Source organism: Nocardia sp. NPDC051756, from assembly GCF_040681495.1.
Classification (GTDB): Bacteria; Actinomycetota; Actinomycetes; order Mycobacteriales; family Mycobacteriaceae; genus Nocardia.
This window is the reverse complement of the sequence record NZ_JBFAYV010000005.1, coordinates 324,257-348,311: the sequence shown is the minus strand read 5'-3', so window position 1 is coordinate 348,311 and position 24,055 is coordinate 324,257. Positions and strand designations below refer to the sequence as shown.

Genomic DNA, 24,055 nt, shown 5'->3' with positions numbered 1-24,055 from the left:
TGCACGGGCACGATCGAGGACGGTTACTGCGCGGTGTGCGGGACCGCCCCGGCCGAGGCCACGACCGTCCAGGCGACCGTGCCCCAGGCCGCTGCGGCGAAGGCCGCGGCCGCCGCGGCGACCACCGAGGCCGTGTCGGCGGCCACGACCGAGGCGACGACCGCGGAGTCCGCACACCGGCAGTGCACCGAACCAGGTTGCGGCGGAACGATTATCGACGGTTACTGCGAGGTGTGCGGCACCGCGCCCGCGCCGGACACGGTCGCGACCATGTCCGGCAGTACCCGCAGCACCCGGAGCAGTTCACGGTCGGTGCGCACCGGTCGATCCTCGTCCCGGTCCAGCCGGCGTGGTCGCTTGGGCGCGGGCATGGTCGAGGTGCCGCGGGTTCCGCGCATCGATCCGACCACCGCGATCATGACCGATCCGCAGGTCCCGGAGAACAAGCGGTTCTGCGGCAAGTGTGAGAAGCCGGTCGGCCGGGGCCGCGACGGAAAGCCCGGTCGCAGTGCGGGTTTCTGCGCCAACTGCGGCACCGAGTTCTCCTTCGCCCCCAAGCTGGTCAAGGGCGACCTGGTCGCCGGGCAGTACGAGGTCGCAGGCTGCCTCGCGCACGGCGGGCTCGGCTGGATCTACCTGGCCATCGACCGGAATGTCAGCGACCGCTGGGTGGTGCTGAAGGGCCTGCTCAACGCGGGCGACGCGGACGCGATGCTGGCCGCGGTGGCGGAGAAGCGCTTCCTCGCCGAGGTGGAGCACCCGAGCATCGTCAAGATCCACAACTTCGTCGAGCACGCCGGGGCGGACGGGGTCGCGGTCGGCTACATCGTGATGGAGTATGTCGGCGGCACCTCGCTCAAGCAGATCCTGCGCGGCCACCGCGACTCCGGCGGCGGGTTCCTGCCGCCGGCCCAGGCGATCGCCTACGTGCTGGAGATGCTGCCCGCGCTCGGCTATCTGCACTCGCTCGGCCTGGCCTACTGCGATTTCAAGCCGGACAACGTGATGCAGACCGACGAGCAGCTCAAGCTGATCGACCTCGGCGCGGTGATCGCGATGGACGATCAGGACAGCCCGATCTACGGCACGATCGGCTATCAGGCGCCGGAGATCGCCGAGACCGGGCCGACCATCGCCACCGAGGTCTATACGGTCGGGCGCACCCTGGCCGTGTTGCTGATGGACGTGCCGCAGCGGGGCGGTCATTTCGCCGAACTGCCCGGTCCGGAGAGCGAGTCGTTGCTGGTCACCTACGACTCGCTCTACCGATTCCTGTTACGCGCCACCGATGACGACCCGGACGTGCGGTTCGCCTCGATGGAGGAGATGACCGATCAGCTGACCGGGGTGCTGCGCGAGGTCCTGTCCACCGAGGACGGGGTGCCGCGGCCCGGGATGTCGACCTACTTCGGTCCGTCCCGTGCGGTCTTCGGCGTGGACGGGCCGGTGGATGCGGCGAATATCGTTGCTGCCCTGCCGGTTCCGCTGGTCGACCCGACCGACAGCGCGGCGGCGCTGCTCGCCACGACGAGCGGTACGACCCCGGCGGAGTTGGAGCACGCGTTCGAGGCCGGGCTGCGGTCGGTGGTCACCGGGCGTGGCGCGTCGACCGAGATTCCGTTGCGGCTCATCCGGGCCGCGCTGGAAGTCGGTGACACCGCGGAGGCCGATCGGCGGTTGACGGAGGTCGCCGAGACGCTGCCCGGAGATTGGCGGCTCGCCTGGTATCGCGGCGAAAGCCGTTTGCTCGCCGGTGATTTCGCGGCGGCGACCGCCGAATTCGACTCGGTGTATGCCGCGCTGCCCGGCGAGGGCGCGCCGAAACTGGCGCTGGCCGCCGTCGCCGAACTGTCCGGCGCCGCCGACCCCGATGCCGCCGGATTCAATGCCGTGCAGGAAAAGCGCAGGGCGGCAAGCTATTACGAGACGGTATGGCGCACCGATCGGACGTACCTCAGTGCGGTGTTCGGGTTGGCCAGGCTGCGTGCGTCGGCCGGTGATCGCGACGGCGCGATCGGCGTGCTCGATCAGGTCGACGCCGGCTCCGCGCTGTTCACCGAGGCGAGAATCGCGGCGATCGAGACCAAGCTGAACGGACGGTCACCGGCCGAACTCAACGAGCTGATCGTGCGCGACGCGGGCGAGCGGGCGGCCCGGCTACGCCTGGACTCCAAACGCCGTGGCGCGCAGGTGCGTTTGCGCGTACTGACCGCCGCACTGGACTGGCTGGGCGCGGGACACGCCGCGAACTCGCTCGAGCCATTGCTCGGCGCGAAGCTGGATCAAGCCGGGGTGCGCACCGGATTGGAGCGTTGTTATCGAGATCTGGCCCGGGAAACCGACGACATGTGGGAGCGATTCGCATTGGTAGAGCAGGCCAACACCGTACGGCCAAGGACCAGGTTATGAGCACCGGGGTGGGTCTGAGCTGTCCGGGGTGCCGCGCCGAGGTGCATCAGCAGGATCGCTTCTGCGAGAACTGCGGCCAGGAACTCGGCGGCCGGCGGATCGCGTTGCCGAACCACGAGCCGGGTCCGCCCACCGCGTGTGAGGCCTGCGGGGGGCTGGACTACGACGCCGACGGATACTGCGCGGGCTGTGGGCAATTGCGCGGGGCGCCGGACCGATTCGACGCCGATCTCGGCGCGGTCGCGGTGGTCACCGATCGCGGGATCTCGCACGCGCGCAACGAGGATGCGGTCGCCGCGGCGGTGCTGGACGGCGCCGGTGGGGCGCCGAAGGCGGCGGTGATCGTTGTCGCGGACGGGGTTTCGTCGTCGGAGGATCCGCAGGTGGCCTCGGGGACCGCGGCCAAGACCGGTGTCGATGCCTGTCGTACCGCGCTGTTGGACGGAAAGCCGGCCGCGGAAGCGGCGATGGCCGGTCTCGCGGCGGCGGCGCAGGCGGTGCGGGATATCGCGGTGGCCGACGGGCACGCGCCGTCGTGCACCTACGTGTCCGCGGTCGTGCAGACCGACGAGCACGGCGGCACCGAGATCACCGTCGCGAATGTCGGTGACAGCAGGGCCTATTGGCTGCACGCCGACGCGCCCGACGACCCGCATAACCCACCCTCGCAGCGGCTGACCGTGGACGATTCCTGGGCACAGGCCCTGGTCGACGCCGGCGCGATGGACGAGCACGCCGCGATGCACGACCCCCGGGCGCACACGCTGATCCGCTGGCTGGGTGCGGACGGACCGGTGAAACCGTGGTCCGACAGCTGCATTCGCACGTTTCGCACCACCGGACCCGGTGTGCTGCTGCTGTGCAGCGACGGCCTGTGGAACTACCTGTCCGACGCGACCGCGCTCGCCGAGGTGGCCACCGCGACCGCGCCCGCGGTCGCCGCGCGCGAGCTGGTCGAGTTCGCCCTGCGCTGCGGCGGCAGCGACAACATCACCGTCGCGCTCGTCCCCGTTCCATGGACCGCACAGCCAGGAGAAGTTCAGTGAGTTCCGTTGCAGACAATGGCATTTCGGTAGCCATCGATCAGAACGAGTATCTGGCCGACGGCGTCGGCACGGTCGACGCGGTGGTGACCGTCGAGACCGCGGCCGACCTGGTGGTGGCCGCCGCGCCGCAGGAACGGCTGGAGATCCTCATCCTGGACTGCTCCGGTTCGATGGCCACCGGCCGCAAGTTCCCCGGCGCCCGCCAGGCCGCGCTGGCCGCGCTCGACGCGATGTCGGACGGCACCAAGTTCGCGATCGTCGAGGGCACCGCGATGGCGCGGCTGGCGTTTCCCTCGAATGTGCCGTCTATGGCGGTGAATCGGGAGTCCCGTGCGGCCGCGCGGCGCGCACTCGACAAGCTGACGCCCGGCGGCGGCACCGCCATGGGCTCCTGGCTCGGGTTGACCAGGCAGCTGGCCAAGAAGCATCCCGGCGCCATGGTGCACGCGATCCTGCTCACCGACGGCAAGAACGAGCACGAGGAGCCCGCCGCGCTCGCCGCGGAGATCAAGCAGTCCGAAGGCATGTTCACCTGTGACTGCCGCGGCGTCGGAACCGATTGGCGGGTCGACGAATTGCGCACCATCGCGTCCGCCTTGCACGGCACCGTCGACATCGTCGCCGACCCGGCCAAGCTGGCCGAGGACTTCACCGCGATGATGCAGGGCTCGATGTCGAAGGCGATTCCGGAACTGACGCTGCGGGTGTGGACGCCGGCCGGTGCCAAGGTCCGGTTCGTCAAGCAGGTCGCGCCGGCCATCGAGGACCTCACCGCGCGGCGGGTGGAAACCGCCGCGCAGGTGGGGGAGTACCCGCTCGGTGCGTGGGGCGCGGAGGACCGCGATTACCACGTGCAGGTCGAGGTGGAACCGGCCGCGCCGGGGCGGGAGAAGCTTGCCGCGCGGGTCAGCGTGGTCAGCGGCGACCAGGTGCTCGGGCAGGGCCTGGTCAAGGCGGTGTGGACCACCGATACCGAGCTGTCGGCCCGAATCAGCAGGCGGGTAGCGCATTACACCGGTCAGGCGGAGCTGGCGCAGGCCGTGCAGGAGGGGTTGGCCGCACGGAAGAGCGGCGACACCGATACCGCGACGGCCAAGCTGCGCCGGGCGGTCGAGCTGGCGGCGGAGTCGGGGAACGAGAGCACGGCGAAGCTGTTGCGCGGCGTGGTCGAGGTGGACGAGCGCAGCGGGACGGTGCGGTTGCGGTCGAGCGTGGCGGCCGCCGACGAGATGGCCCTGGACGCGCGTTCGACCAAAACGGCCAGGGTGCGGAAGGAGGGGTAGTGGGCGTCAGCTGTCCGGAAGGGCACGAGTCGAACGCGACCGACTATTGCGATGTGTGCGGCGCGCCGATCGGGGAGGCGGCGCCGGCGGTCGCCGCGGAACCGGTCGCGTTGTGCCCGTCCTGCGGCGCGCCGAGCAGTGGGCGGTTTTGTGAAGTGTGCGGGCATGATTCGGCGTTGCCGAGTCCGGCCGCCCGGCCTGATCCGCTGCCGGTTTCCACATCGGTCGCGTGGGTTGCCACTATTACCGCGGATCGCGAATTCTATGACCGGGTGATCGCGCGCAAAGGACCCGATGCCGATCAGGTCGGGTTTCCCGCGTTCTATCCTGAGCGTCGAATTGTGCTGCAAGGCAACGATATTCTGATCGGCAAGCGTAGTGTGTCACAAGGGCTGACGCCCGATATCGATCTCGGTATCGCACCGGCGGATGTGGGCGTCTCCCGGATGCACGCGACGATCCACATCGAGGACGACTCGCTCACCGTCACGGATCTCGGTTCGACCAACGGCACCAGCGTGAACGGCAGCGACGAGCTGATTCCGGCGAAGGTGCCCGTTCCGCTGCGCAGCGGTGATCGGATCCACCTCGGTGGCTGGACAACCATTGTGTTCGCCATCGATGAACCTGCCTGAGTGGCAGCCGGTTTGCGTCTGGGACAGTATGCCCTGTTTTGTAGACAGCAGTGTTCATTTACGCCTATCGTCGTGAACGAACCAGAGACACAGCGCTGTTCGAGCGCTAGCGAGGTGGGTCGGGAGCCATGACGAAGTTCGGCGGTAAGTGCTGCTTGATCACCGGTGCGGCCAGCGGTCTGGGGCGCAGCACCGCCCTCGCGGTCGCGGCCAAGGGCGCCTCGTTGATCCTCACCGATATCGACGCGGAGGGCTTACAGCAGACCGCGAAGCTGGCCCGCGCCGCCGGGGCGAACGTGCACCTCGCGGCGACCGCCGATGTCAGCGACCACGAGCAGGTGGTCGCGTTGGCGGCCAGGGCGCACGACGAGGTGGACAGCGTCGACATCGTCATGAACGTGGCCGGCATCGCCACCTGGGGGACCGTCGACCGGCTCACGCACGAGCAGTGGCGGCGCACCGTCGACATCGACCTGATGGGGCCGATCCACGTCATCGAGGAGTTCCTGCCGCCGATGATCGCGGCCGGGCGCGGCGGGCATCTGGTGAACGTGTCCTCGGCCGCCGGCCTGTTCGGGCTGCCGTGGCACGCGCCGTACAGCGCGGGCAAATTCGGGCTGCGCGGGGTGTCGGAGGTGCTGCGGTTCGATCTGCGGCAGCACCGGATCGGGGTCAGCCTGGTCTGTCCGGGCGCGATGTCGACGCCGATGGTCGACCGGGTGGACATCGCAGGCATCGATCGCACCAGCGAGATGGTGCAGCGTGGGATGGCGCTGTTCCTGCGCGGAGCGGTGACGCCGGAGGCCGCGGCGCGCTCGATCGTGCGCGGGGTCGAGCGCAACACCTATCTCGTCTACACCTCCAACGACATTCGCATCGGGCACTGGGCGCAACGTTACTTCCCGCCGTCCTACAACCTGGCGATGCGCGGACTGAACTGGGCGATGAGTCGCTACATCGATCAACCGGCCACGAAGACCGTCGTGCGCTGACGCCGAGAGGACCCCACCATGGCCCAGCCGCTGACCACCACCGCGGCGACGGTGCCGCCGAATCATCGATTCGATATCGGGCCCGCCCGCTATCCGAAGTTGTTCGGCGCCACCACCGTTCCCATCGCGATGTCGGACGGGGCGGTGCTCACCGCCGATATCCTGCGGCCCGGCGACGGGAGCGGTCCGGCGCGGGAGCCGTTGCCCGCCATCATCAATTTCACCCCGTACAACAAGATGATCAACCGGCACAGCATGCGCTGGAACAGCGCGTTGCGGGCGCTCGGGGAGCGGATCGGGTCCTCGGATCGGCGGCGCTTCACCGCGCGGGATGTGCTGCACACGCCGGCCGGTGGGATTCTGGAACCCTTCGTGATCAACCGGACCGCCGTGCGCCGGGGGTACGTCGGGCTGATGATCGATGTGCGCGGCACCGGAACGTCCACCGGGAGTTGGGATTTCTTCCAGCCGCGGGAGCAGCAGGACTACCTGGAGGCGATCGCGTGGGTGCGCGAACAGCCTTGGTGCAACGGGGAATTCGTGGTGACGGGGGTGTCCTACGGCGCGATTTCCGCGCTGATCACCGCCGGGCTGCAACCGGAAGGGTTGCGGGCCGTGTTCGCCATCGAGGCGGGCGAGGATCCGGTGCGTGAACTCGGGCTGACCGGTGGCGTGCCGACTCCGGGGATGATGCTGTGGATTCTCGCCGTCACCGGGGCGAAATGGCTACCGTCGGTGCCCGGTCTGCTGCGCGCCGGGATCACCAAGCAGTTCCTCCGGGATCGGATCGCCGACCCGGCGGGCTGGGTGCGGCATGCGATCGATATCGGGCTCACCGAGAACCATCCGGACAGCTTTCTCAATCCGATGTGGGCGAGCAAACTGGCTCGCTTCGAGGACATTTCGGCGCCGACCTGGATCCATGGCGGGTGGCACGACGTCTACAACCGGTCCAACTTCCGGATGTTCGATCGAATCCCGTTGTCCGGCGGGGCGAAACAGGTCTTCGTCGACGATTCCTACCACCTGACCGTCGGCTCCGGACTCGGTGCGCCGGACAGCCCGCAGGCGCTCGACGAGCTGCAATGCGCGTGGTTCGATCGGTGGGTCAAGGGGATCGACAACGGCATAGATCGCTACGGGCCGGTCACCGTCCGCCGGCAAGGCGATGGGCAGTGGTTGCGGCACAACGAGTTCCCGGATCCGGCGGCGACGCTGCACCGGCTCTACCTGAATTCCGAAATCACCGGGGCGGCAACGCATGCCGGGACCGACGCGGGGTTGTCCGCGGAACCGACCGAGATCGAGTCGCGACTACCGCTGCCGACCGGGCGAATCCGGATGGCGTCCAACAACACCGGGGTCATGAGCATGGGGGTGACCCTGCTCTTCGGGCGTCGGTTCGGGACCGATGACCGGCATGCCGAGGCCGGCGCGGTCACGTTCACCAGCGAACCGCTGGCCGAAGACACCGTGCTGTCCGGTCCGATGAATCTGCATCTGAACGTGGAAGCCGAAGGGGCGGACGCGTTCTGGTCGGTCACCGTATGCGATGTGGAGCCCGACGGCGCCTCGGTGCCGATCACGCGCGGGGCCTTGCTGTCCAGCATGCGGGCGATCGATACCGCAGGCAGCGAGTACGTCGACGGTGAGCTGGTGTTCCCGCTGCACACCCTCACCGCCGAATCCGCGCTGCCGGTGATCCCCGGCGAGCCGTTCGTCGTCGACGTCGAGATCAACCCCACCGAAGCCGTGTTGCGCGCCGGTCACCGATTGCGGATCGCGGTGAGCCGCACCAGCTTTCCGCGGCACCTGATCCCGCCGTGGAAGCAGCGCACGATGACCGGGCAGACCATCGTGCTGGATCCCGATCAGCCGAGCTACCTGACCCTGCGGACCGCACGCGCCGACTGACGGGCAGATGATCGGCGTTCCCGCAACGGCATTCGGCTGTGGCGTTCGGCACCGGCCGCCGGGATTGTCCTTTTCGCCTGCCTCTCACTACCCTCTACTACAGGAAGTCGTAGATGTGAGGGGAAGTCATGGGCAAGCTGCGGGGCAAAGTCGCCCTGGTCACCGGATCCAGCCGGGGAATCGGCCGGGGGATCGCCTGCCGCCTGGCGCGGGAGGGGGCGCTGGTCGCGGTGCACTACTCGAGCAACGAGCAGGCGGGTAAGGAAACCGTTCGGCAGATCGAGGCGGACGGTGGAAACGCCTTCCTGGTGCACGCCGAACTCGGTGCGCCGGAGGCGGTCTCGTCGCTGTTCGCCCAACTGGAACCGGAGCTGCTCACCCGCACCGGCACGGCCACGCTGGACATCTTGGTCAACAACGCCGCCCACGCCGGCTTCACCGGCACGCAGCCCGAGGATGTCACGCCGGAGATGTTCGACCGTCACATAGCGGTCAACGCCAAAGCCCCGTTCTACCTGACCCTGCGCGCCCTGAACTCCATGCCGACCGGTGGCCGCGTCATCAACATCTCCTCCGGCATGACCAGGACCTCGCTGCCCGCGCAGATCTGCTACGCGATGAGCAAGGGTGCGATGGAGCAGATCACCCTTCAGTTGGCCCTGCACATCGCGCCCCGCGGAATCACCATCAACACGGTCGCCCCGGGCGTGACCAACAATGGCGACCCGGTTTTCGACGACCCCGACACCGTGGCCGAAATGTCCGCATGGTCCGCCTTCAATCGAGTCGGCGAGGTCTCCGACATCGCCGACGTCGTGGCCTTCATCGCCTCGGACGACTCCCGCTGGATCACCGGCTCCTACATCGACGCCAGCGGTGGCACCCTGCTCTGAGCTACCAGTTGTGCGCGCCGAGCGACGCGTGCTCGGGCCACCCGAACAGGCCGAAATGCTGCTTGCGCCGGAACATGTCGAGGCCGGCGCGGGTGCTCAGGATCGTTTCGTCCGGAATGTCGTCATAGTCGAACCAGCGCAGATCCGAACACCGGTCGGGCTCGAGATTTCGCGGCTCACCCGACCAGGTGTCGGTGTGAAAGATGAACACGATCAGCGCCTGTCCCGGCGGGGACTGGATATGCATCGAGGCGACCATCCGCACGTCGTCCCGATCGACCTGCACCCCGATCTCCTCATCCGCCTCGCGGATCACCGCGGTGAGCACATCCTCCCCCTCGTCGAGCCGCCCACCGGGCGCGTTCCACTCCCCGTCCCCGAAGCTGGTATTCCGCCGCCTTGCCAGCAATACCTGCTCGCCCCGGCTCATCAACAACTGCACACCGACCACACTGCGGAAGATCGTCAACTGGTCTCCTGATCAGATTCGGGCAACGGCCGTTGATGAAAGGCCAGGCTTTCGATGCTGGCTCGATCGTAACCACCAACGGTCGATCCGTCGTCCCGGCACCTGGGGGTCGTCGTTCGTTCTCGTTCGGGCCGTTTCGACCCTAAGCGACTGGAACGTGTTCTAGTTTGAGGGGTATGGCCGTACGAACGGGGAATGGCATGGCGCGTGTTGTGGATCGGATCGAGCAGTATGCGGAGGAGATCCGGGCGGAGGGGGTCGCGGGGGACAAGCTGATGCGCCTGTCCGATGTCTCGGCGGGGCGGTTGCGGGAGTCCGGGGTGATTCGGATGTTGCAGCCGAAGGAATACGGGGGGCTCGAGGTGCATCCGCGGGAATTCGCGGAGACCACGATGGCCGTCGGGGCGATGGATGGGGCGGCCGGATGGGTCACCGGGATCGTGGGGGTGCATCCGTGGGAGTTGGCGTTCTTCGATCCGAAGGCGCAGGACGAGGTGTGGGGAGCGGATCCGGATACCTGGATGGCTTCGCCGTACGCGCCGATGGGGGTGGCGCGGCCGGTGGACGGCGGGTATCTGCTCAGCGGGCGGTGGTCGTTTTCCTCGGGGACCGATCATTGCCGGTGGGTGATGATCGGGGCGGCGCTCGGGGACGAGCACGGCAAACGGGTGATGCCGCCGCGGACGATGCATGTCCTGTTGCCGCGCAGCGACTACGAGATCGATCAGGAGAGCTGGGACGTTGTCGGATTGCGCGGGACCGGCAGCAAGGATCTGATCGTCGAGGACGCGTTCGTGCCGGCGTACCGGACATTGGACGCGGCGAAGGTGTTCGACGGCACCGCGCCGAAAGATGCGGGGCGCACGGAGACGCTCTACAACTTTCCGTTCTCGTGCATTTTCCCGCTCGGCATCACCTCGTCGCTGATCGGAATTGCCGAGGGCGCGTTGGCCTGCCATATCGCGGCGCAGAAATCGCGGGTGGCGATCACCGGCGTCCCGATCAAGGACGATCCGTATGTGCTGTACGCGATCGGTGACGCCGCCGCGGAGATCGCGGCGTCGCGGGCGGCGATCCTGGAGACCGTGGACCGGTTCTGGGACATGGTCGAGCGGGGCGAGGAGGTCGGCTTCGAGCTGCGCGCGATCGGCCGGCGCACGCAGACCGCGGCCGCGTGGCGGGTCGTGCGCGCGGTGGACGAGATCTTCGCTCGATCGGGCGGCGGCGCGTTGCAGATGAAAACACCGCTGCAACGGTTCTGGCGGGACGCGCACGCGGGGCTGTCGCACGCGATTCACGTACCCGGCTCGATCTTCCACTCGTCGGCGCTCACGCAGCTCGGCGGTGAACCGCAGGGGATCCACCGCGCGATGATCTGATCCCTATCCGCCGTACAGCCGCTTGGCGCGCTCCTGGATTTCCTCGAGGGTGAGGTTTTCGGTGCGGGTGCAGACGATCCAGACGTGGCCGAACGGGTCGGTGAGGGTGCCGCTGCGGTCGCCGTAGAACAGGTCCTTGACCGGGCTGAACTGGCGGGCGCCGAGTTCCAGCGCGTTGGCGAAGCTCTTGTCGACATCGGCGAGGTAGAGCTTGAGGCCGACGGACGTGCTGGTGGGTAGCGCGAGCGGATTGCCTTCGCTGGGTTCGGTGAGCACCAGGGACGAGTCGCCGATCTTCAGTTCCGCGTGGTCGATTCGGCCGTTCGGCGACTGCCCGACATAGATCTCGACGGCCTCGAACGCGTCCTTGTAGAACTGGATCGCGGCCCGCGCATCCGCGACGGCCAGGTACGCGGTCAGGCTGTGCTGCCCAGCGGGAATCGGATCAACTGCCACGGGGGAACTCCTTCTCGGCTCGTTCTGCCTTCGGTACTCAGCTGACATTCGCTTGCACCGAGTGCAATCATGATCGCCATGACACCTTCGGTCTACCTCATCTCCGGCATTCAGGCGGCCGGGAAGTCGACGGTGGCGCAGGCGCTGGCCGAGCGATTGCCGCGGTCGGCGCACGTGCGCGGGGACACCTTTCGGCGGTTCGTGGTCGGGGGTCGCGAGGAGATGAGCCGGGAGCCGTCGCAGGAGGCGCTGCGGCAGCTGGCATTGCGGCATCGGCTGGCCGCGAACGCCGCCGATGCCTATGCGGCGGAAGGCTTTACGACGGTTCTCCAGGACACCGTGCTCGGCGAGTTGTTGCCGTACACCATCGATCAGATCGCGACGCGGCCGTTGTTTGTGGTGGTGCTGGCGCCGCGGCCGGAAGTCGTCGCGGCCAGGGAGGCGGCGCGGGACAAGTCCGCCTACGGCACGTTCACCGTCGCCGAGCTGGACGCCGATCTGTGGCAGAGCACGCCGCGCATCGGATTGTGGCTGGACACTTCGTATCTCACCGTGCGGCAGACCGTCGACGAGATACTGACCCGCGCGGAGCCACTGTCGCAGTGACCCCGCGCGGATCTCCCCGCCGTTCAGTGGTGGTGCGCCACCGGGTGATTGGTCAAGGGGGTGAGCTGGTGGATGTCGTGACGTTCACGCAGAGCGGCGATTTCGGCCGGGTCCGGTGCGCCGCCGGAGCGCAGCAGGTCGGTGAGTTCCTGGAGGTATACCTCGTGACCGGACGGCGAGACCAGGAACAGCATCTTCGCGGTCTCGGTGCCGGGATTGAAGAAGGCGTGCGGGCAGCCGGCCGGGACGTGCATGAAACTGCCTGGGCCGCCCCGGAATACCGGGGTGCCGTCGGCGGATTCCCACGCGCGCCAGTCACCGTTCGGCTGGTCCTTGGGGTGGAAGGCGAGCAGGTCGAGTTCGCCTTCGAGCACGAAGAACACCTCTTCGGCCTGCCCGTGCCAGTGCGCGCCGACATCGAAACCGGGCGGCACCTCCGCCTCGAAGGTCGACCAGACCGACGAGCGTTCGGCGCCCACCTTCAAGGTCATGGTCTGTAATCGGCGGCCCGCCCCGGGCGGCAGCAGAAGCCCATCGGTCATTGTTCCTCCAGCACCGGATCTTTCGTGGTCGCGTGACCACCTGCCTCACGCTAACCATCGAAACGCGGATCGGTCCTGGTACTGATACTGATAGGCAGGAACTTGCTATGGCATCGGCGGCTGCGGCGGGCCGAGTGGGGTGAGCGGCTCGGTGGCCGGCCCTTCGAGCAGAGTGCCGTCGGCGGCGAAGCGGGAGCCGTGCAGCGGGCAGTCCCAGGAGCGCTCGGCGTCGTTCCAGCGGACGATGCCGTAGAGGTGCGGGCAGACGGCGGACAGCTCGGTGGTGGTGCCGTCGACCGTGCTGGTGGCGGTGGGGCGCAGGCCATGTCGGCGCACGGTGCCGCATCCCTCCGCGGGGATCTGGTCGGCGGAGTGGGTGGCCGCGCGCAACCAGCCGGTCGTGAGCCGTTGGGCGACAGCGCTGTTCGCGAGGGTGGCCGACGGCAGCGCCTTGAGTTCGTCGGGCCGCCAACTGGCCAGTGCGCCCGCCCAATTCGGCGACTTGCCGATGATGCGCCCGGCCAGCGCCAAGGCGGCGGCGACACCGTTGGTGAGGCCCCATTTCGCGTATCCGGTGCCGAGCAGGATGTTGTTCTGCCCGGGCAGCAGCGGTCCGGCGTAGGGGAGTTCGCCGATCGGCGAGTAGTCCTGTGCCGACCACTCCTGCGCGAGTTCGGCGGTGGGGAACCAGGTTTGCGCCCAGCTCAGCAGCTCGTCGGCCTTGTTTCGCTCTGATCTGGTGCGCCCGACGACATGCCCGTTGCCGCCGACCAGCAGCACGTCACCGTCCGGGGTCGGCGCGTAGCGCAGCGAACGGGTGGGTTGGCCCGCGCTGAGATACATGTCGCGCGGCATCGGCTCGTCCAGCCGGAAGGCGGCCAGATAGGAGCGCTGGGCGGTGAGCCGGGCGAAGAAGCCGCCGCGATCGAGTATCGGTGTGCCCGTGGCCAAGATGACGGTGCCCGCGCCGAGATCGCCGTGATCGGTTTCGACGGTCAGGTCGCCGTTCAACCCGCCGCGCACCCCGCGCACCATGGTCGACTCGTAGATCGGCGCCGCGTGCGATTCGACCTCGGCGGCCAGCGCGGCCAGCACGGCCATCGGGTCGACCTGCGCCTGATCGGCCAGCCGCACCGCGCCGAACGCGGGAAACGGCACGTCCAGCCTTTCGACGAGTTCGGTCGGTAATCCCGCCTCCTGTGTCGCGTGGAATTCCGCACGCACCTTTCCGATTTCGGCTTTCGTTTGCGCATAGGTGAGGGCGGCGGCATGCTGCACCGCGACCCCGTGCTCCGCGCAGAACCGCAACAACCATTGCTGCCCTTCGCGATTCGCCGCCAGATAATCCCGCAACGTGCCGGCGCTGTGCCGCCGCCGGATCTGCTGGGCCCGAGTTCCTTGCAGCAGACTGACTTTTCCGGTCGTCGCGCCGGTGGTGCCCGCGCCGACCCGGCGGCCCTCCACCACCGCCACTTCGACGCCACTCTCGGCCAAGAGCAGCGCGGTCACCAAACCGGTGAGACCGCCGCCGATCACGACGGTGTCGAAGCGCGATCCTGGCGTTAATCGCAGACGTGCCGGGACCTCTGCGTCGTTCAACCATAGTGACGTCATAACCCCGGCATAGCCGGTGTGCTGATCGGCAAACCGACGAGCGAAAGGCCGTTTCCTTGCCTAAGATCATCCCATGAATGTGCGTGCACGGGAGTATGGGGTGCAATTCCCCGGAGCCACCGCGGAATTGAACGCGATTACCGATGTGCCCGGGGTCGAGGTCGGCTACACCACGATCATCCGCGGTGCCGATGTGCGCACCGGCGTCACGGCGATCCTGCCGCGCGGCCGCGAGCGGGTGTTCACGCCGTGTGCCGCGGGCTGGTATTCGCTCAACGGCAACGGCGAGATGACCGGAACCACCTGGCTCACCGAAACCGGCTCGCTGGCGCTGCCCGTGCTCATCACCAACACGCACGCGGTCGGCACCTGCCATCGCGGGATCATCGACTGGCTGGTCGGCGCGTTCCCCGAGCTGCCGGACGACTGGGCGCTGCCGGTGGTCGCGGAGACCTGGGACGGATATCTCAACGACATCAACGGATCCCATGTCACCTCCGCCGATGCGGTCGCCGCCATCGACGCCGCGGTGGGTGGCCGGATCGCCGAGGGTAGCGTCGGCGGTGGCACCGGAATGAATTGCTACGGCTTCAAGGGCGGCAGCGGAACCGCTTCGCGCCGAGTCGATTACGGCAACGACAGCTACACGGTCGGCGCCTTCGTCCAGGCGAATTTCGGTTCCCGCAAAGAACTGACGATCCGCGGCGTTCCGCTCGGCACCCTGCTCGCCGACGATGATCCGCTGGGCGAGTGGCACGCACCGTCGGGCTCCGGCTCGGTCATCGTGGTCATCGCGACCGACGCGCCGCTGCTGCCGGGGCAATTGACCGCCATGACCCGCCGGGTGCCGCTCGGTCTCGCGCGCACCGGAACCAGCGGCTCGCACTTCTCCGGCGATATCTTCCTCGCCTTCTCCACCGCCAACGAGGGCGCGCTCACCAGCTACTTCCCGAACGGTGAAACCCCGTACGAGCAGCTGACATTCATCCCGTGGGGTCAGCTCAACCCGTTCTACGACGCGGTCGTGCAGGTGGTGGAGGAAGCGGTGGTCAACGTGCTGTTCGCCGGTGAGACGATGGTCGGCCGCAACGGCCATCGCTCACCGGCGCTGCCGGTGGACCGGGTATCGAAGTTGCTCACCACGTAGCGGTGGACTCCCGCATGAATTCAGCCTGCATCAATTCCGCCTCGGTGGCCTCGTGCACGGCGAGCCAGCGCGCGAACTCCTCGAACGACTCCCGGCGATCCGGCCCCGCGGTGGATTGCAGGTCGTCGAGCAGTTCGCGCATCCGATTATGTTGCAGAACAAGGAGTTCCACGATATTTCTGTGGTGACGAGTGGTCATGGCTTCGCCTACTTCGGGACCAGGATTCCGGTCAGGTCGGCCTTGTTGATCGGGGTGTCCGGGTTCGCCTGCGCCGCGCACATCAGCTTGATCGAGGCGATGGCCGCGTCCACGGTCCGATCCTGGGTGGGCGGCGCGTCGCCGTTGCGTTCCTGCTCGAGGAACTTGGTCACGGTGATCCGCTGCTTGTCCGGATCCTGGGCGGAGAACTCGTTGCACGGCGTGCTGCCGCCCTTGTTGACCAGCTTTTCCGGCTCGTCGCCGCAGCCGCCGACGAAGAACGCCGCGGCGATGACGAACACGAAGAACTTGGCATTCTTGAACATTGATCAGCCTCCGAATCCGACGAGTGCACTGGCGAGATCTGACGTGTCGAGCGCCTCGAGCGCCTGCTGGCGCACATCGGGGCAGTTCTGCGTGGTGATCTGGTCGACGACGCCGCGGTCTCTGAGCACGGTGTCGTTGAGCCCGCCGTTGCGGGCGGCCCAGTTGTGCACGGTGCCGTTGAACGCCACCCGGCCGAGCGCGGCGCCTTCGGTGCGCCACTTGTCCAGGTCCGGGCGCATCATGTCACACAGTTGCTTCGCGGCGGCGCTGGAGATCTGTCCGTCGGGATTGGGCACCTGCGCCGTCGTCGACGGCATGGAGAACAGGACCGTGTTGGTCGCGGTGGCCGGGGCCGCCGGGTCCTTGTCGTCGCCGGAACACGCGGCGACCAGCGGGGCGGCGGCGAGCGCGCCGGCGATCAGCAGCGCGCGCAGAACCGGCCGGTGGTGAGGTCGGGTCATGGTCAATGACCTGCCTGATCGGTGAGGCTCAGGCCCTCACGGTTCTTCAGGCGGCGATGCTCGAGCACGACCAGGAGAATGCCGATGACGATCAATGCCACGGTCGCGATCGCGCCGATGACGGCCCAGCCGGCGAAGCCGTAGCCGGCCGCGGTGAGCGTCAAGCCGAGGCCGACCAGGCCGAGCGCGACCAGGATGATGCCCGGCCAGTTGCGCGCGTCCTCGATGGATTCCCCGACATGGGCCCGCGAGGTCCGGGTGTAGTCCGGGAAATTGTCGTCGGGGCCGCCGTGGTGCTCGGCACCGCTGTGTCCCGTGGTCGATTCATTCGGTCCGGGAAGCATAGGGATCCTTTCTGGTCCAACCACCGAAACGGGGGCATTCGACCGCATACCCGGACCGCGGCGGCTCAATCGGTGGCGCGCAGCACCTGTTCGGTGGCCGAGACGATCGCGATGTCCGGGATGGCGTCCAGGCCGTGCCGCCCACAGGGCGCGCTCTGATCGCCGAGCACGACGGTCGGTACGCCGTAGGGCGCCCAGCGCCGGGCCGGGACGACCGGCGCGAACAGGGAAACGACGGGTGTCGCCACCGCCGCGGCCAGCGGGGCGGCGCCGGTGTTCGGCGCGACCACCGCGTCGGCGTCGCGCAGCACGGCGGCGAAGCAGGCCAGATCGGTGGCCCCGCCGAGGTCGCGGGCGTGCCCGTCGGCGACGGCGTCGGTGAGCGCGCGTTCGGCCGCGCTGCCGGTGACCACCACGCGGTGGCCCGCGTCGGCCAGGGCGGCGGCGACCTGCCTGCTGCGTGGCGCGGACATCCGGCGGCTCGGTTCGGCGGCGCCCGGATGCAGCACGACATAGCCTGGGCCGCCGGTCAATTCGGCGACCTCGGGCAGATCCTGGCGGACCCGCAGGCGCGGCGCTACCGGCGGATAGCCGGCCGCCACAGCCAGCGACAACGCCCGAATCTGTTCCGGCATATCGTCGTTCACGCGGTGGCGGACATCGAGCAGCGCGCCCGCCTCGTCGGTGGTGATCGCGCTGATCCGCGGCACGCCCGCCATCCGGAGCAATATGGCCAGCGGCAGCGGGGATTGGTGCGCCGAGGTGCTGATGATCGCCTCGTCCGGCTCCAGCATGCGCACGCATTCGATCAGGGCGCGCACGGCGGCGTTGGTCAGCGGGGGCGGATCGGCTTCGACCCAGGCGGCCTCGAATTGCAGCACGCGATCCACGCCGGGAAGCAGCGCCGCGGCGGAACTGCCGCGCGGGCCGGCGAGGAAGGTGACCGTCTCGGCGCGGCGGGCGACCGAGCGCACGGCGGGTCCGGCGAGCAGGACGTCACCCGCGCTGTCCAGGCGCGCTACCAGTACATGGCCGCTCACCGGAGGGCCAACGTTCGGTGCGCGGCGTGGGTGCGCGGCCAGGCCGCCCCGGTCGTTTCAGTCGTCGGAGCATCCATAGGAGGCGGGTGCCCGTGTCGGGAAATCCGAAACGTCCGCTCTCCATCAATGGCGGATCAGGCGGCGGCAGGCTGCAATTCGTAGACCCGGTAGGCGGCCTGGATGACCGGCTGGGCGACATTGCGGACCGGGACGCCGCCGGGGGTCGTCCCGTGCTCGCTGCCCGAGTGCGCGTGGCCGTGCACCGCCAGGTCGGCGCCGAACTCGTCGATCGCCTCACCGAGCAGGTAGGAGCCGAGGAACGGGTACAGCTCGGCCGGCTCGCCGAGCAGGGTGCCGGTGACGGGGGAGTAGTGGGTGAGCGCGATGGTCACGTCGGTGGCCAGCTCGGCCAGCGCGGAGCCCAGCGATGCCGCCAGATCCACTGCGTGCCCGGCGAATTCGCGCATCAGGCGTTCACCGAAGATGCCCGCGCACCGGCCCGCGAAGCCGCCGCCGAAGCCCTTCGTGCCGGCCACGCCGAGGGTGCGGCCGCCGAGCTCGAGCGTGACCGACGTGCCCTCCAGAACGGTGATGCCTTGGTCGGTCAGCAGTTTCGCGATATCGAGGTCGGCATCGCTGTGATGATCGTGATTGCCGAGCACCGCGATCACCGGCACCCCGAGGTCGCTGAACTCGGCGGCCACCACCCGTGCCTCGTCCAGGGTGCCGTGGTTGGTCAGGTCGCCCGCCAGCAGCAGCGCGTCCGCCCGCTCGGGCAGTTCCCGCAGCTCAGGCCGCAACCGGCCGGTTGACTCGGTGTCGAAATGGACATCGCCGATCGCCGCGATCCGCATGAGGCTTCAACTCTCTCCGTCTTCGATGGGACTGGACGCCTGCGTCCCGGCGCGCACTGCGGTGGTACCCGGCCGATGCCTGGTCAATCGTCGTGCGGCCGAAAGAGTGAAGGGTTCTGGCGTGGATCGAGCGAGCCCGCGGAGGGTCTAGCGGGCCGAAACTACTTCTCCGGCGTGGGCGGGCGCGGCGCGGTGGTAGGCGGTCAGGGTTTCGAGGGCGACGTGATCCCAGGCGTATCGGCTCGCGGCGCGCTGATAGCCTGCCGCGCCCCAGGTTTCGCGTAGGGTCCGGTCTTCGAGGAGCTGGCGGACCGCCCTGGCCACGGTGAGCGGATCCGGCGGCGCGACCAGCCGGCCGGTGACGCCGTCGACGATGGTGTCGAGCATGCCACCGACCGCGGTGGCCACCACCGGTTTCCGGCAGGCCATCGCTTCCAGGGGGACCATGCCGAACGGCTCGTACTGGGGCGTGCACAGCACCACATCGGCCGAGCGGTACCAGCGCGGCAACTCGGAACGGCGGACGTGGCCGAGCATCCGAAGCCGGTCCTGCACACCGTAATCCATCGCCAGCCGGCGCAGCCGCCTACCTTCGCTGTCGTCCTCGATGTCGTCGCCGACCGGTCCGCCGGCGATCACCAGCTCGGTGTCCGGCAGTTCCTGCAACGCCTTGATCGCGACGTCGAATCCCTTGCGCGGCACCAGCCTTCCGACCGACAGCACGCGGTGCATCCGTTGCCGCTGGCCGCGGTCGGCGGCCGGGCCCTCGGGGGTGAAGGCGGACAGGTCCACCCCGCTCGGCACGGTGGAGATGCGGAAGCGGGGAACGCCCATCCGGGTCAGCTCCATCACCTCGTCCGAACTGGTGGCGACGATATGTGCTGCGCGCCCGGCGATCAGCCGCTCGAACCGGATGCGCGAGCGCGGGCTGGTGTCGGCCAGACCCTGATGCCTGCGGCGCACGGTGCCGAGCGCGTGGAAGGTGACCACCACCGGAATCCCGTGTGCGCGTGCGGCCAATTCCGCTGCGAGCCCGGACATCCAGAAGTGCGCGTGCACGATATCCGGGGCGTCCAGACCCCACTGACGTTGCAGGAAGGTGCCGAAATCGCCTAGGAACGGCAGACTTTGGTCGCGCGGCAGCGGTTCGACCGGGCCCGCGGTCACGTGCGCCACGCGGTAGCCCGCGTCGGTGAGCACCTCCGGCGGGACGTTCGGATTCTCCCGGCGGGTGTACACGGTGACCTCGTGTCCGCGCCGCGCGTAGGCCGCGGCCAACTCCGCGACATGGACGTGCTGGCCGGTCGCGGTGGTTGCGCCGAGCGCGTCGAGCGGGCTGGCGTGCTCGGAAACCATGGCAATCTTCACGATGTGCTCCGTTCTCACCACAGGTGACGGGACCCGGCGGCGCTGCACCGACGCCCGCGACCAGGCATCGCGTGACATGTGTTGAATTCGGGTATGCCCCAGATATGCCCGTGCGGGCGGGAACGAAACCCTTGACCCTGCTTGGCAATACGGAACGTGGTCAGATCATCGACACGACGATCCCGATCGCGACCGCGGTGAACACGACCACCAGCAGCATCGTCGCGATCATCGCGGCGGGGCCGGTACCGGGGAACAGATGGTTGGTCGGCGGCTCGGTGGTCGTGCTCGGGTCGGGGTCCATATCTATGGCGTACCCAGTCACAAGATCGGCAACCCACGGCGGGGTACTCGGTGACTTTGTGACATCGGCGACGGACCGTGCAACACTGTAGAGAGGTTGAGACTACAGCCGACCCCGGTCCGACGTTTGGGCGCACCACACCCGCCGAAACCGGTCGATGGGATTCGTAGCGGCAACCTATTCGCAGTGTTGCGACAGTTGTTCGCTCCCATTTCGCACATCGGCCGAACCTGTCGCGACGGACTGGTATTCCCCCCTTATACGGGAGGTTCAGTTATGTCCGCTAGTCCCGCTCTGCATGAGTACGCAGAAGGCGTACACCAGAACGGCTCGGGGCCGAAGCCCCACGATAGCCACGCTTGGGCGCAACGCGTAGATCGCCGCAATGAATGTGTGGTGGTCCGCGTCGAAGGCGAATTGGATGCGGCCGCGTCTCCGCAATTCTTCGCCACTGTCGAACGGGCGGTTCGCTCGAACTGCCATGCCGTGGTCATCGATCTGCGGGCGGCGAGATTCCTCAGTCTCCGCGCCGCCGGCGCGCTGGGCGCGCTCCGGCAGCGGGCCGCCTGCGACGGCACCGATGTTCGTATCGTGGCCGGTCGGCAGCCGATCGAGCGTTCGCTCGAGGTCTCCGGCGTGCGGCCGTTGTTCAGCCACTATCCGTCGATGCGTGCCGCACTGGACGCCTGAGGAGCAACGGATTCATCAGCGCCGCCGATTCCGGCGTGGCGCGTCCCGATCTGGTCGCGTGGCGTGCGCGAACGACGGATACTTGGCGCTGTGACTGAAATGGGGCCGGTCCAGCCCGAGGATTCGCTCGCGCTGGACCGGGTGATCGGATTAGGGACACCGCAGAGTGTCGGCAGTTTTCGTTTCTGGTTCGCCGATCAGCGTTGGGAATGGTCGGACGAGGTCGCCGCGATGCACGGCTATTCGCCGGGAACCGTGGTACCGACCACCGACCTGCTGCTGACGCACAAGCACCCCGACGATCGCGCCCAGGTGGCCAACGCGCTGGCCAAATCCATCAATGACGGTGAGCCGTTCTCCAGCAGGCACCGAATCATCGATACGACCGGCGAAGTCCACCACGTCATCGTGGTCGCCGATCATCTCTTCGACGACGAGGGCCAGGTCGCCGGCACCGCCGGCTACTACATCGACGTGACCGACACGCTCGAGCACCACCGGCAGGAAGCCCTCGACGACGCGCTGCCCGAACTGTGGGCCTCCCGCGCGGTGATCGAGCAGGCCAAGGGTGCGGTGATGCTGGTCTACGGGGTCAGCTCGGAGCAGGCCTTCCGGGTGCTCAGCTGGCGCTCTCAGGAGACCAACATCAAGCTGCGCACCCTCGCCTCCCGGCTGGTCGCCGATCTCGGCTCGCTGACCGGTTCGACCGTCGGTCTGCGCACCCGATTCGACCACTTGCTGCTGACCGCGCACGAGCGGATCGACGTGAGCTGATCTCGCGCGGACGTTTCGGGGGCAGCGCGGCGGGTACGACGGTAGCGATGAGGAGCGCTGCGGCCTCGGAGTTCTGGCCTGTCGCGGCGCTGGGCAGCGGGCGGCCCGGAAGAACTCGGATCGGCGGTTGCACCGGCGGTCCAGGGTTTGGCTGCGAGAGCAAGGTGGTGATGGGCATGGGGGAATGGACTTCCCGATCCTCAACGGAAACAACAACAATCGGTGTCCGAATCCCCGCGCAGCTGGAACAGCTGACCATGCTGCGCGCGCTCGCCGAGACGGTCGCGCTCATCGCCGATTTCGCGCTGGACGAGGTCACCGATATTCGGCTGGCGCTCGACGAGGTCGCCACCTCGCTGATTCTGGACGCGGTGCCCGGGTCCAGTCTGGAGTGCGATTTCACCTATGACACGAACCAGATGTTCGTGCATGTCGCGTCGGTGACCACCTCGGAGTCGGTGGTGGGCCAGGCCGGTTTCGGCTGGCATATCGTGCGCACGCTGACGCATTCCATCGCCGCCGCGCAAGCTCCGTTCGACGGCGTTGTTTCCGGGTATCCGACTGTCGTCGACTTCAGTTGGATACGAGGGGCTTCGGATGGCGGGTGAATCGAGATCACGCGGCGACAGCTATGACAATATCGAGCCGCTGTTCGAGAAGATCGCCGCGCTCGGAGAGGACGACCCGCGCCGGGAGACGATGCGCGAGGAGCTGATCGGGCGCTGCCTGCCGCTCGCCGAGCACATCGCGCGCAAGTTCTCCGGGCGCGGCGAGAATTTCGACGATCTGCTGCAAGTCGCGCGGCTCGGTCTGGTGCAGGCCACCGACCGGTTCGACGTCACCCGTGGCTCGTCGTTCCTGGCGTTCGCGGTGCCGACCATCATGGGTGAGGTGCGCAGGCACTTCCGGGACAACACCTGGTCGGTGCGAGTACCGCGGCGCACCAAGGAGATTCAGCTCAGCATCGGCGCGACGGTGGAGGCGCTCTCGCAACGGCTCGGGCGGATACCGCGGGCGAGGGAGATCGCCGCGGAGCTGGAAGTCGACCTGGTCGAGGTCACCCAGGCGCTGATCGCGGGCAACGCCTATCAGTCCTCGTCGATCGACGCGGTGGCCGGCGACGATATCGAGAACGCTCCGCTGCCGCTGCTGGAAAGCCTTGGGGCAGAGGAGCCCTCCTACCATCTGGTGGAGGACTTCCTCGCCGTTCGTCCGTTGATCGAAGAGCTGCCCGAGCGTGAGCGTCAGGTGCTGATCATGCGGTTCTTCGAGAACAAGACGCAGACACAGATCGCGGACGTGCTGGGGGTCTCCCAGATGCACGTCTCGCGGATCCTTTCGCGAACCCTGAATGAGTTGCGCGAACAGGCATTACGCGACTGAGAGCCGGAAATACCCAGGATCACAACGGATTCGGTGGAACCGGCTCCGTCGGCGGGAACGGCCCGCCCGGCTCCGGGACCGGTGGGATCGGCCGCGGTCCGCCGGGGTTCGGCGGAGCCGGCGCCGGATCGGGCCCGGGCACCGGTGGCACCGGGTCCGGTGGCGCGGGGGCCGGATCGGGTCCCGGTACTGGTGGGATGGGGCTGGGGTTCGGATTCGGGGTCGGTGGAACCGGACTCGGATCGGGAGACACTGGACTGGTCATCTGCATTCCTCCTCGGGTCCGAGTTACCCACCCGCGCCCGCCTGAATCGGCCGCCCTCGCCACCCTGTCGCGGGTGACTCCCCTCACAGACGCGCTGCCGGTCAGCGCTTTTCGGGCCGTTTATGCCCGATTCGGCGGGCGCAGTGCCGCGGAAGCGGTTTGCGCGAAGTTGGCGACGGGTACCAAAAAGGGAACCGGACAGACGATGCCGATGGCTCAGGAGCTCGTTGATGAACGATCACCGACTAGGCACCCGGAATCCGTACGCCGGATCGGGGAGCGCGAGGTCGCCGAAATACTCGCAGGAAATGCCGTCCCAGGAGCGGATGGCCCGCACCCGCGCCACGAATGTGGAGCGCACGCGCGTCACCCAGAATCACGACATCATCCGGCAGTGGGCGGAGCGTCGTGGTGCGCGCCCCGCGACCATGCCGGGTAGCGAGGACGACGGGCATCTGCGGGTGCTGCGCTTCGATTTTCCCGGGTATGGGGGCGCGGTGCTGCGGCCGGTGGATTGGGACGAGTGGTTCGCCACCTTCGACGAGCGGCACCTGCATTTCCGCTACCAGGATCGGCGCGCGGACGGGACGCCGAGCAATTTCAACCGCCTGGAACGTCCAACTCGTGAGGATCGCTGAGATCGCGATACGGCATTGCGGTG

General features: G+C 68.1%; 28 protein-coding genes. 15 read left to right on the top strand and 13 right to left on the bottom strand.

The window, feature by feature from the left end:
• Positions 1 to 23 precede the first annotated feature (23 nt).
• Positions 24 to 188, bottom strand: a complete 165-nt coding sequence (locus AB0M22_RS23610) for a hypothetical protein (protein ID WP_364732014.1) — start codon at positions 186 to 188, stop codon at positions 24 to 26.
• An 82-nt stretch (positions 189 to 270) separates the two neighbouring features.
• Between AB0M22_RS23610 and AB0M22_RS23605 the strand changes: the two genes are divergently transcribed.
• The 7 genes from AB0M22_RS23605 (at position 271) to AB0M22_RS23575 (ending at position 9,172) form a co-directional block, all read left to right on the top strand.
• The gene (locus AB0M22_RS23605) at positions 271 to 2,409 is read left to right on the top strand and encodes a tetratricopeptide repeat protein (protein WP_364731931.1); all 2,139 of its coding nucleotides are present in this window, start codon (positions 271 to 273) and stop codon (positions 2,407 to 2,409) included.
• Positions 2,406 to 3,455, top strand: coding sequence for a PP2C family serine/threonine-protein phosphatase (locus AB0M22_RS23600; RefSeq protein ID WP_364730635.1), 1,050 nt, complete (start codon positions 2,406 to 2,408; stop codon positions 3,453 to 3,455). The genes AB0M22_RS23605 and AB0M22_RS23600 overlap by 4 nt, the downstream gene beginning before the upstream one ends.
• Complete coding sequence (locus AB0M22_RS23595) at positions 3,452 to 4,738, top strand: VWA domain-containing protein (protein ID WP_364730632.1); 1,287 nt, start codon at positions 3,452 to 3,454, stop codon at positions 4,736 to 4,738. The genes AB0M22_RS23600 and AB0M22_RS23595 overlap by 4 nt, the downstream gene beginning before the upstream one ends.
• Positions 4,738 to 5,373, top strand: coding sequence for an FHA domain-containing protein (locus AB0M22_RS23590; protein WP_364730628.1), 636 nt, complete (start codon positions 4,738 to 4,740; stop codon positions 5,371 to 5,373). The genes AB0M22_RS23595 and AB0M22_RS23590 overlap by 1 nt, the downstream gene beginning before the upstream one ends.
• Before the next feature lie 128 nt (positions 5,374 to 5,501).
• Positions 5,502 to 6,365: an SDR family oxidoreductase gene (locus AB0M22_RS23585; protein ID WP_364730625.1), complete on the top strand. Its 864-nt coding sequence runs from the start codon at positions 5,502 to 5,504 to the stop codon at positions 6,363 to 6,365.
• Positions 6,366 to 6,383: 18 nt separating this feature from the next.
• Entirely contained in the window at positions 6,384 to 8,279 is a 1,896-nt protein-coding gene (locus AB0M22_RS23580; protein ID WP_364730623.1) for a CocE/NonD family hydrolase, read from the top strand.
• Positions 8,280 to 8,407: 128 nt separating this feature from the next.
• Complete coding sequence (locus AB0M22_RS23575) at positions 8,408 to 9,172, top strand: SDR family oxidoreductase (RefSeq protein ID WP_364730620.1); 765 nt, start codon at positions 8,408 to 8,410, stop codon at positions 9,170 to 9,172.
• 1 nt (position 9,173) lies between these two features.
• Here AB0M22_RS23575 and AB0M22_RS23570 read toward each other — a convergent pair whose 3' ends face one another.
• Positions 9,174 to 9,641 (bottom strand): NUDIX domain-containing protein, encoded by a 468-nt coding sequence (locus tag AB0M22_RS23570; RefSeq protein WP_364730617.1) that lies wholly within the window; start codon positions 9,639 to 9,641, stop codon positions 9,174 to 9,176.
• Positions 9,642 to 9,841: 200 nt separating this feature from the next.
• On the opposite strand from AB0M22_RS23570, the gene AB0M22_RS23565 reads away from it, so the two are divergent.
• Positions 9,842 to 11,020: a hydroxylase gene (locus AB0M22_RS23565; RefSeq protein ID WP_364730614.1), complete on the top strand. Its 1,179-nt coding sequence runs from the start codon at positions 9,842 to 9,844 to the stop codon at positions 11,018 to 11,020.
• A 3-nt stretch (positions 11,021 to 11,023) separates the two neighbouring features.
• Here AB0M22_RS23565 and AB0M22_RS23560 read toward each other — a convergent pair whose 3' ends face one another.
• Positions 11,024 to 11,476: a VOC family protein gene (locus AB0M22_RS23560; protein ID WP_364730611.1), complete on the bottom strand. Its 453-nt coding sequence runs from the start codon at positions 11,474 to 11,476 to the stop codon at positions 11,024 to 11,026.
• Positions 11,477 to 11,554: 78 nt separating this feature from the next.
• Here AB0M22_RS23560 and AB0M22_RS23555 point away from each other — a divergent pair, with 78 nt between their 5' ends.
• Positions 11,555 to 12,082, top strand: a complete 528-nt coding sequence (locus tag AB0M22_RS23555; RefSeq protein ID WP_364730609.1) for an AAA family ATPase — start codon at positions 11,555 to 11,557, stop codon at positions 12,080 to 12,082.
• 23 nt (positions 12,083 to 12,105) lie between these two features.
• On the opposite strand, the gene AB0M22_RS23550 is transcribed toward AB0M22_RS23555, so the two are convergent.
• Together AB0M22_RS23550 and AB0M22_RS23545 are read right to left on the bottom strand one after the other, a co-directional pair.
• A complete protein-coding gene (locus AB0M22_RS23550; protein ID WP_364730606.1) occupies positions 12,106 to 12,624 on the bottom strand; it encodes a cupin domain-containing protein in 519 nt (172 codons plus the stop codon).
• A 105-nt stretch (positions 12,625 to 12,729) separates the two neighbouring features.
• Positions 12,730 to 14,160, bottom strand: a complete 1,431-nt coding sequence (locus AB0M22_RS23545) for an FAD-dependent oxidoreductase (RefSeq protein WP_364730603.1) — start codon at positions 14,158 to 14,160, stop codon at positions 12,730 to 12,732.
• A 151-nt stretch (positions 14,161 to 14,311) separates the two neighbouring features.
• Here AB0M22_RS23545 and AB0M22_RS23540 point away from each other — a divergent pair, with 151 nt between their 5' ends.
• On the top strand, positions 14,312 to 15,385 hold the full coding sequence (locus tag AB0M22_RS23540; RefSeq protein ID WP_364730600.1) for a P1 family peptidase: 1,074 nt from the start codon (positions 14,312 to 14,314) through the stop codon (positions 15,383 to 15,385).
• Here AB0M22_RS23540 and AB0M22_RS23535 read toward each other — a convergent pair.
• From AB0M22_RS23535 to AB0M22_RS23500, 8 genes are all read right to left on the bottom strand, one after another.
• The gene (locus AB0M22_RS23535; RefSeq protein ID WP_364730597.1) at positions 15,375 to 15,557 is read right to left on the bottom strand and encodes a hypothetical protein; all 183 of its coding nucleotides are present in this window, start codon (positions 15,555 to 15,557) and stop codon (positions 15,375 to 15,377) included. The two genes, AB0M22_RS23540 and AB0M22_RS23535, sit on opposite strands and share 11 nt — an antisense overlap.
• 35 nt (positions 15,558 to 15,592) lie before the next feature.
• Positions 15,593 to 15,910 (bottom strand): hypothetical protein, encoded by a 318-nt coding sequence (locus AB0M22_RS23530; RefSeq protein WP_364730594.1) that lies wholly within the window; start codon positions 15,908 to 15,910, stop codon positions 15,593 to 15,595.
• A 3-nt stretch (positions 15,911 to 15,913) separates the two neighbouring features.
• On the bottom strand, positions 15,914 to 16,372 hold the full coding sequence (locus AB0M22_RS23525; RefSeq protein ID WP_364730591.1) for a hypothetical protein: 459 nt from the start codon (positions 16,370 to 16,372) through the stop codon (positions 15,914 to 15,916).
• Positions 16,373 to 16,374: 2 nt separating this feature from the next.
• Positions 16,375 to 16,716: a hypothetical protein gene (locus AB0M22_RS23520; protein WP_364730589.1), complete on the bottom strand. Its 342-nt coding sequence runs from the start codon at positions 16,714 to 16,716 to the stop codon at positions 16,375 to 16,377.
• 65 nt (positions 16,717 to 16,781) lie between these two features.
• Entirely contained in the window at positions 16,782 to 17,756 is a 975-nt protein-coding gene (locus AB0M22_RS23515) for a glycosyltransferase family 9 protein (RefSeq protein ID WP_364730587.1), read from the bottom strand.
• A gap of 134 nt (positions 17,757 to 17,890) precedes the next feature.
• The gene (locus AB0M22_RS23510; RefSeq protein WP_364730584.1) at positions 17,891 to 18,610 is read right to left on the bottom strand and encodes a metallophosphoesterase; all 720 of its coding nucleotides are present in this window, start codon (positions 18,608 to 18,610) and stop codon (positions 17,891 to 17,893) included.
• 147 nt (positions 18,611 to 18,757) lie between these two features.
• Positions 18,758 to 19,978 carry a glycosyltransferase gene (locus AB0M22_RS23505; protein ID WP_364730581.1) on the bottom strand — a complete coding sequence of 407 codons (1,221 nt, stop codon included), beginning with the start codon at positions 19,976 to 19,978 and terminating at the stop codon, positions 18,758 to 18,760.
• Between the two features lie 160 nt (positions 19,979 to 20,138).
• Positions 20,139 to 20,282, bottom strand: a complete 144-nt coding sequence (locus tag AB0M22_RS23500; protein WP_364730578.1) for a hypothetical protein — start codon at positions 20,280 to 20,282, stop codon at positions 20,139 to 20,141.
• Between the two features lie 276 nt (positions 20,283 to 20,558).
• Between AB0M22_RS23500 and AB0M22_RS23495 the strand changes: the two genes are divergently transcribed.
• The 5 genes from AB0M22_RS23495 to AB0M22_RS23475 all read left to right on the top strand — a co-directional run bounded on the left by AB0M22_RS23495 (position 20,559) and on the right by AB0M22_RS23475 (position 24,032).
• Positions 20,559 to 20,972, top strand: a complete 414-nt coding sequence (locus AB0M22_RS23495; protein ID WP_364730576.1) for an STAS domain-containing protein — start codon at positions 20,559 to 20,561, stop codon at positions 20,970 to 20,972.
• Positions 20,973 to 21,071: 99 nt separating this feature from the next.
• A complete protein-coding gene (locus tag AB0M22_RS23490; RefSeq protein WP_364731929.1) occupies positions 21,072 to 21,746 on the top strand; it encodes a PAS and ANTAR domain-containing protein in 675 nt (224 codons plus the stop codon).
• A 176-nt stretch (positions 21,747 to 21,922) separates the two neighbouring features.
• Positions 21,923 to 22,354: an anti-sigma factor gene (locus AB0M22_RS23485; RefSeq protein ID WP_364730573.1), complete on the top strand. Its 432-nt coding sequence runs from the start codon at positions 21,923 to 21,925 to the stop codon at positions 22,352 to 22,354.
• Positions 22,344 to 23,129, top strand: coding sequence for an RNA polymerase sigma factor SigF (locus tag AB0M22_RS23480; protein ID WP_364730571.1), 786 nt, complete (start codon positions 22,344 to 22,346; stop codon positions 23,127 to 23,129). Before AB0M22_RS23485 ends, AB0M22_RS23480 begins: the two co-directional genes overlap by 11 nt.
• A 495-nt stretch (positions 23,130 to 23,624) precedes the next feature.
• Positions 23,625 to 24,032 (top strand): hypothetical protein, encoded by a 408-nt coding sequence (locus tag AB0M22_RS23475; RefSeq protein ID WP_364730569.1) that lies wholly within the window; start codon positions 23,625 to 23,627, stop codon positions 24,030 to 24,032.
• Positions 24,033 to 24,055: the final 23 nt, after the last annotated feature.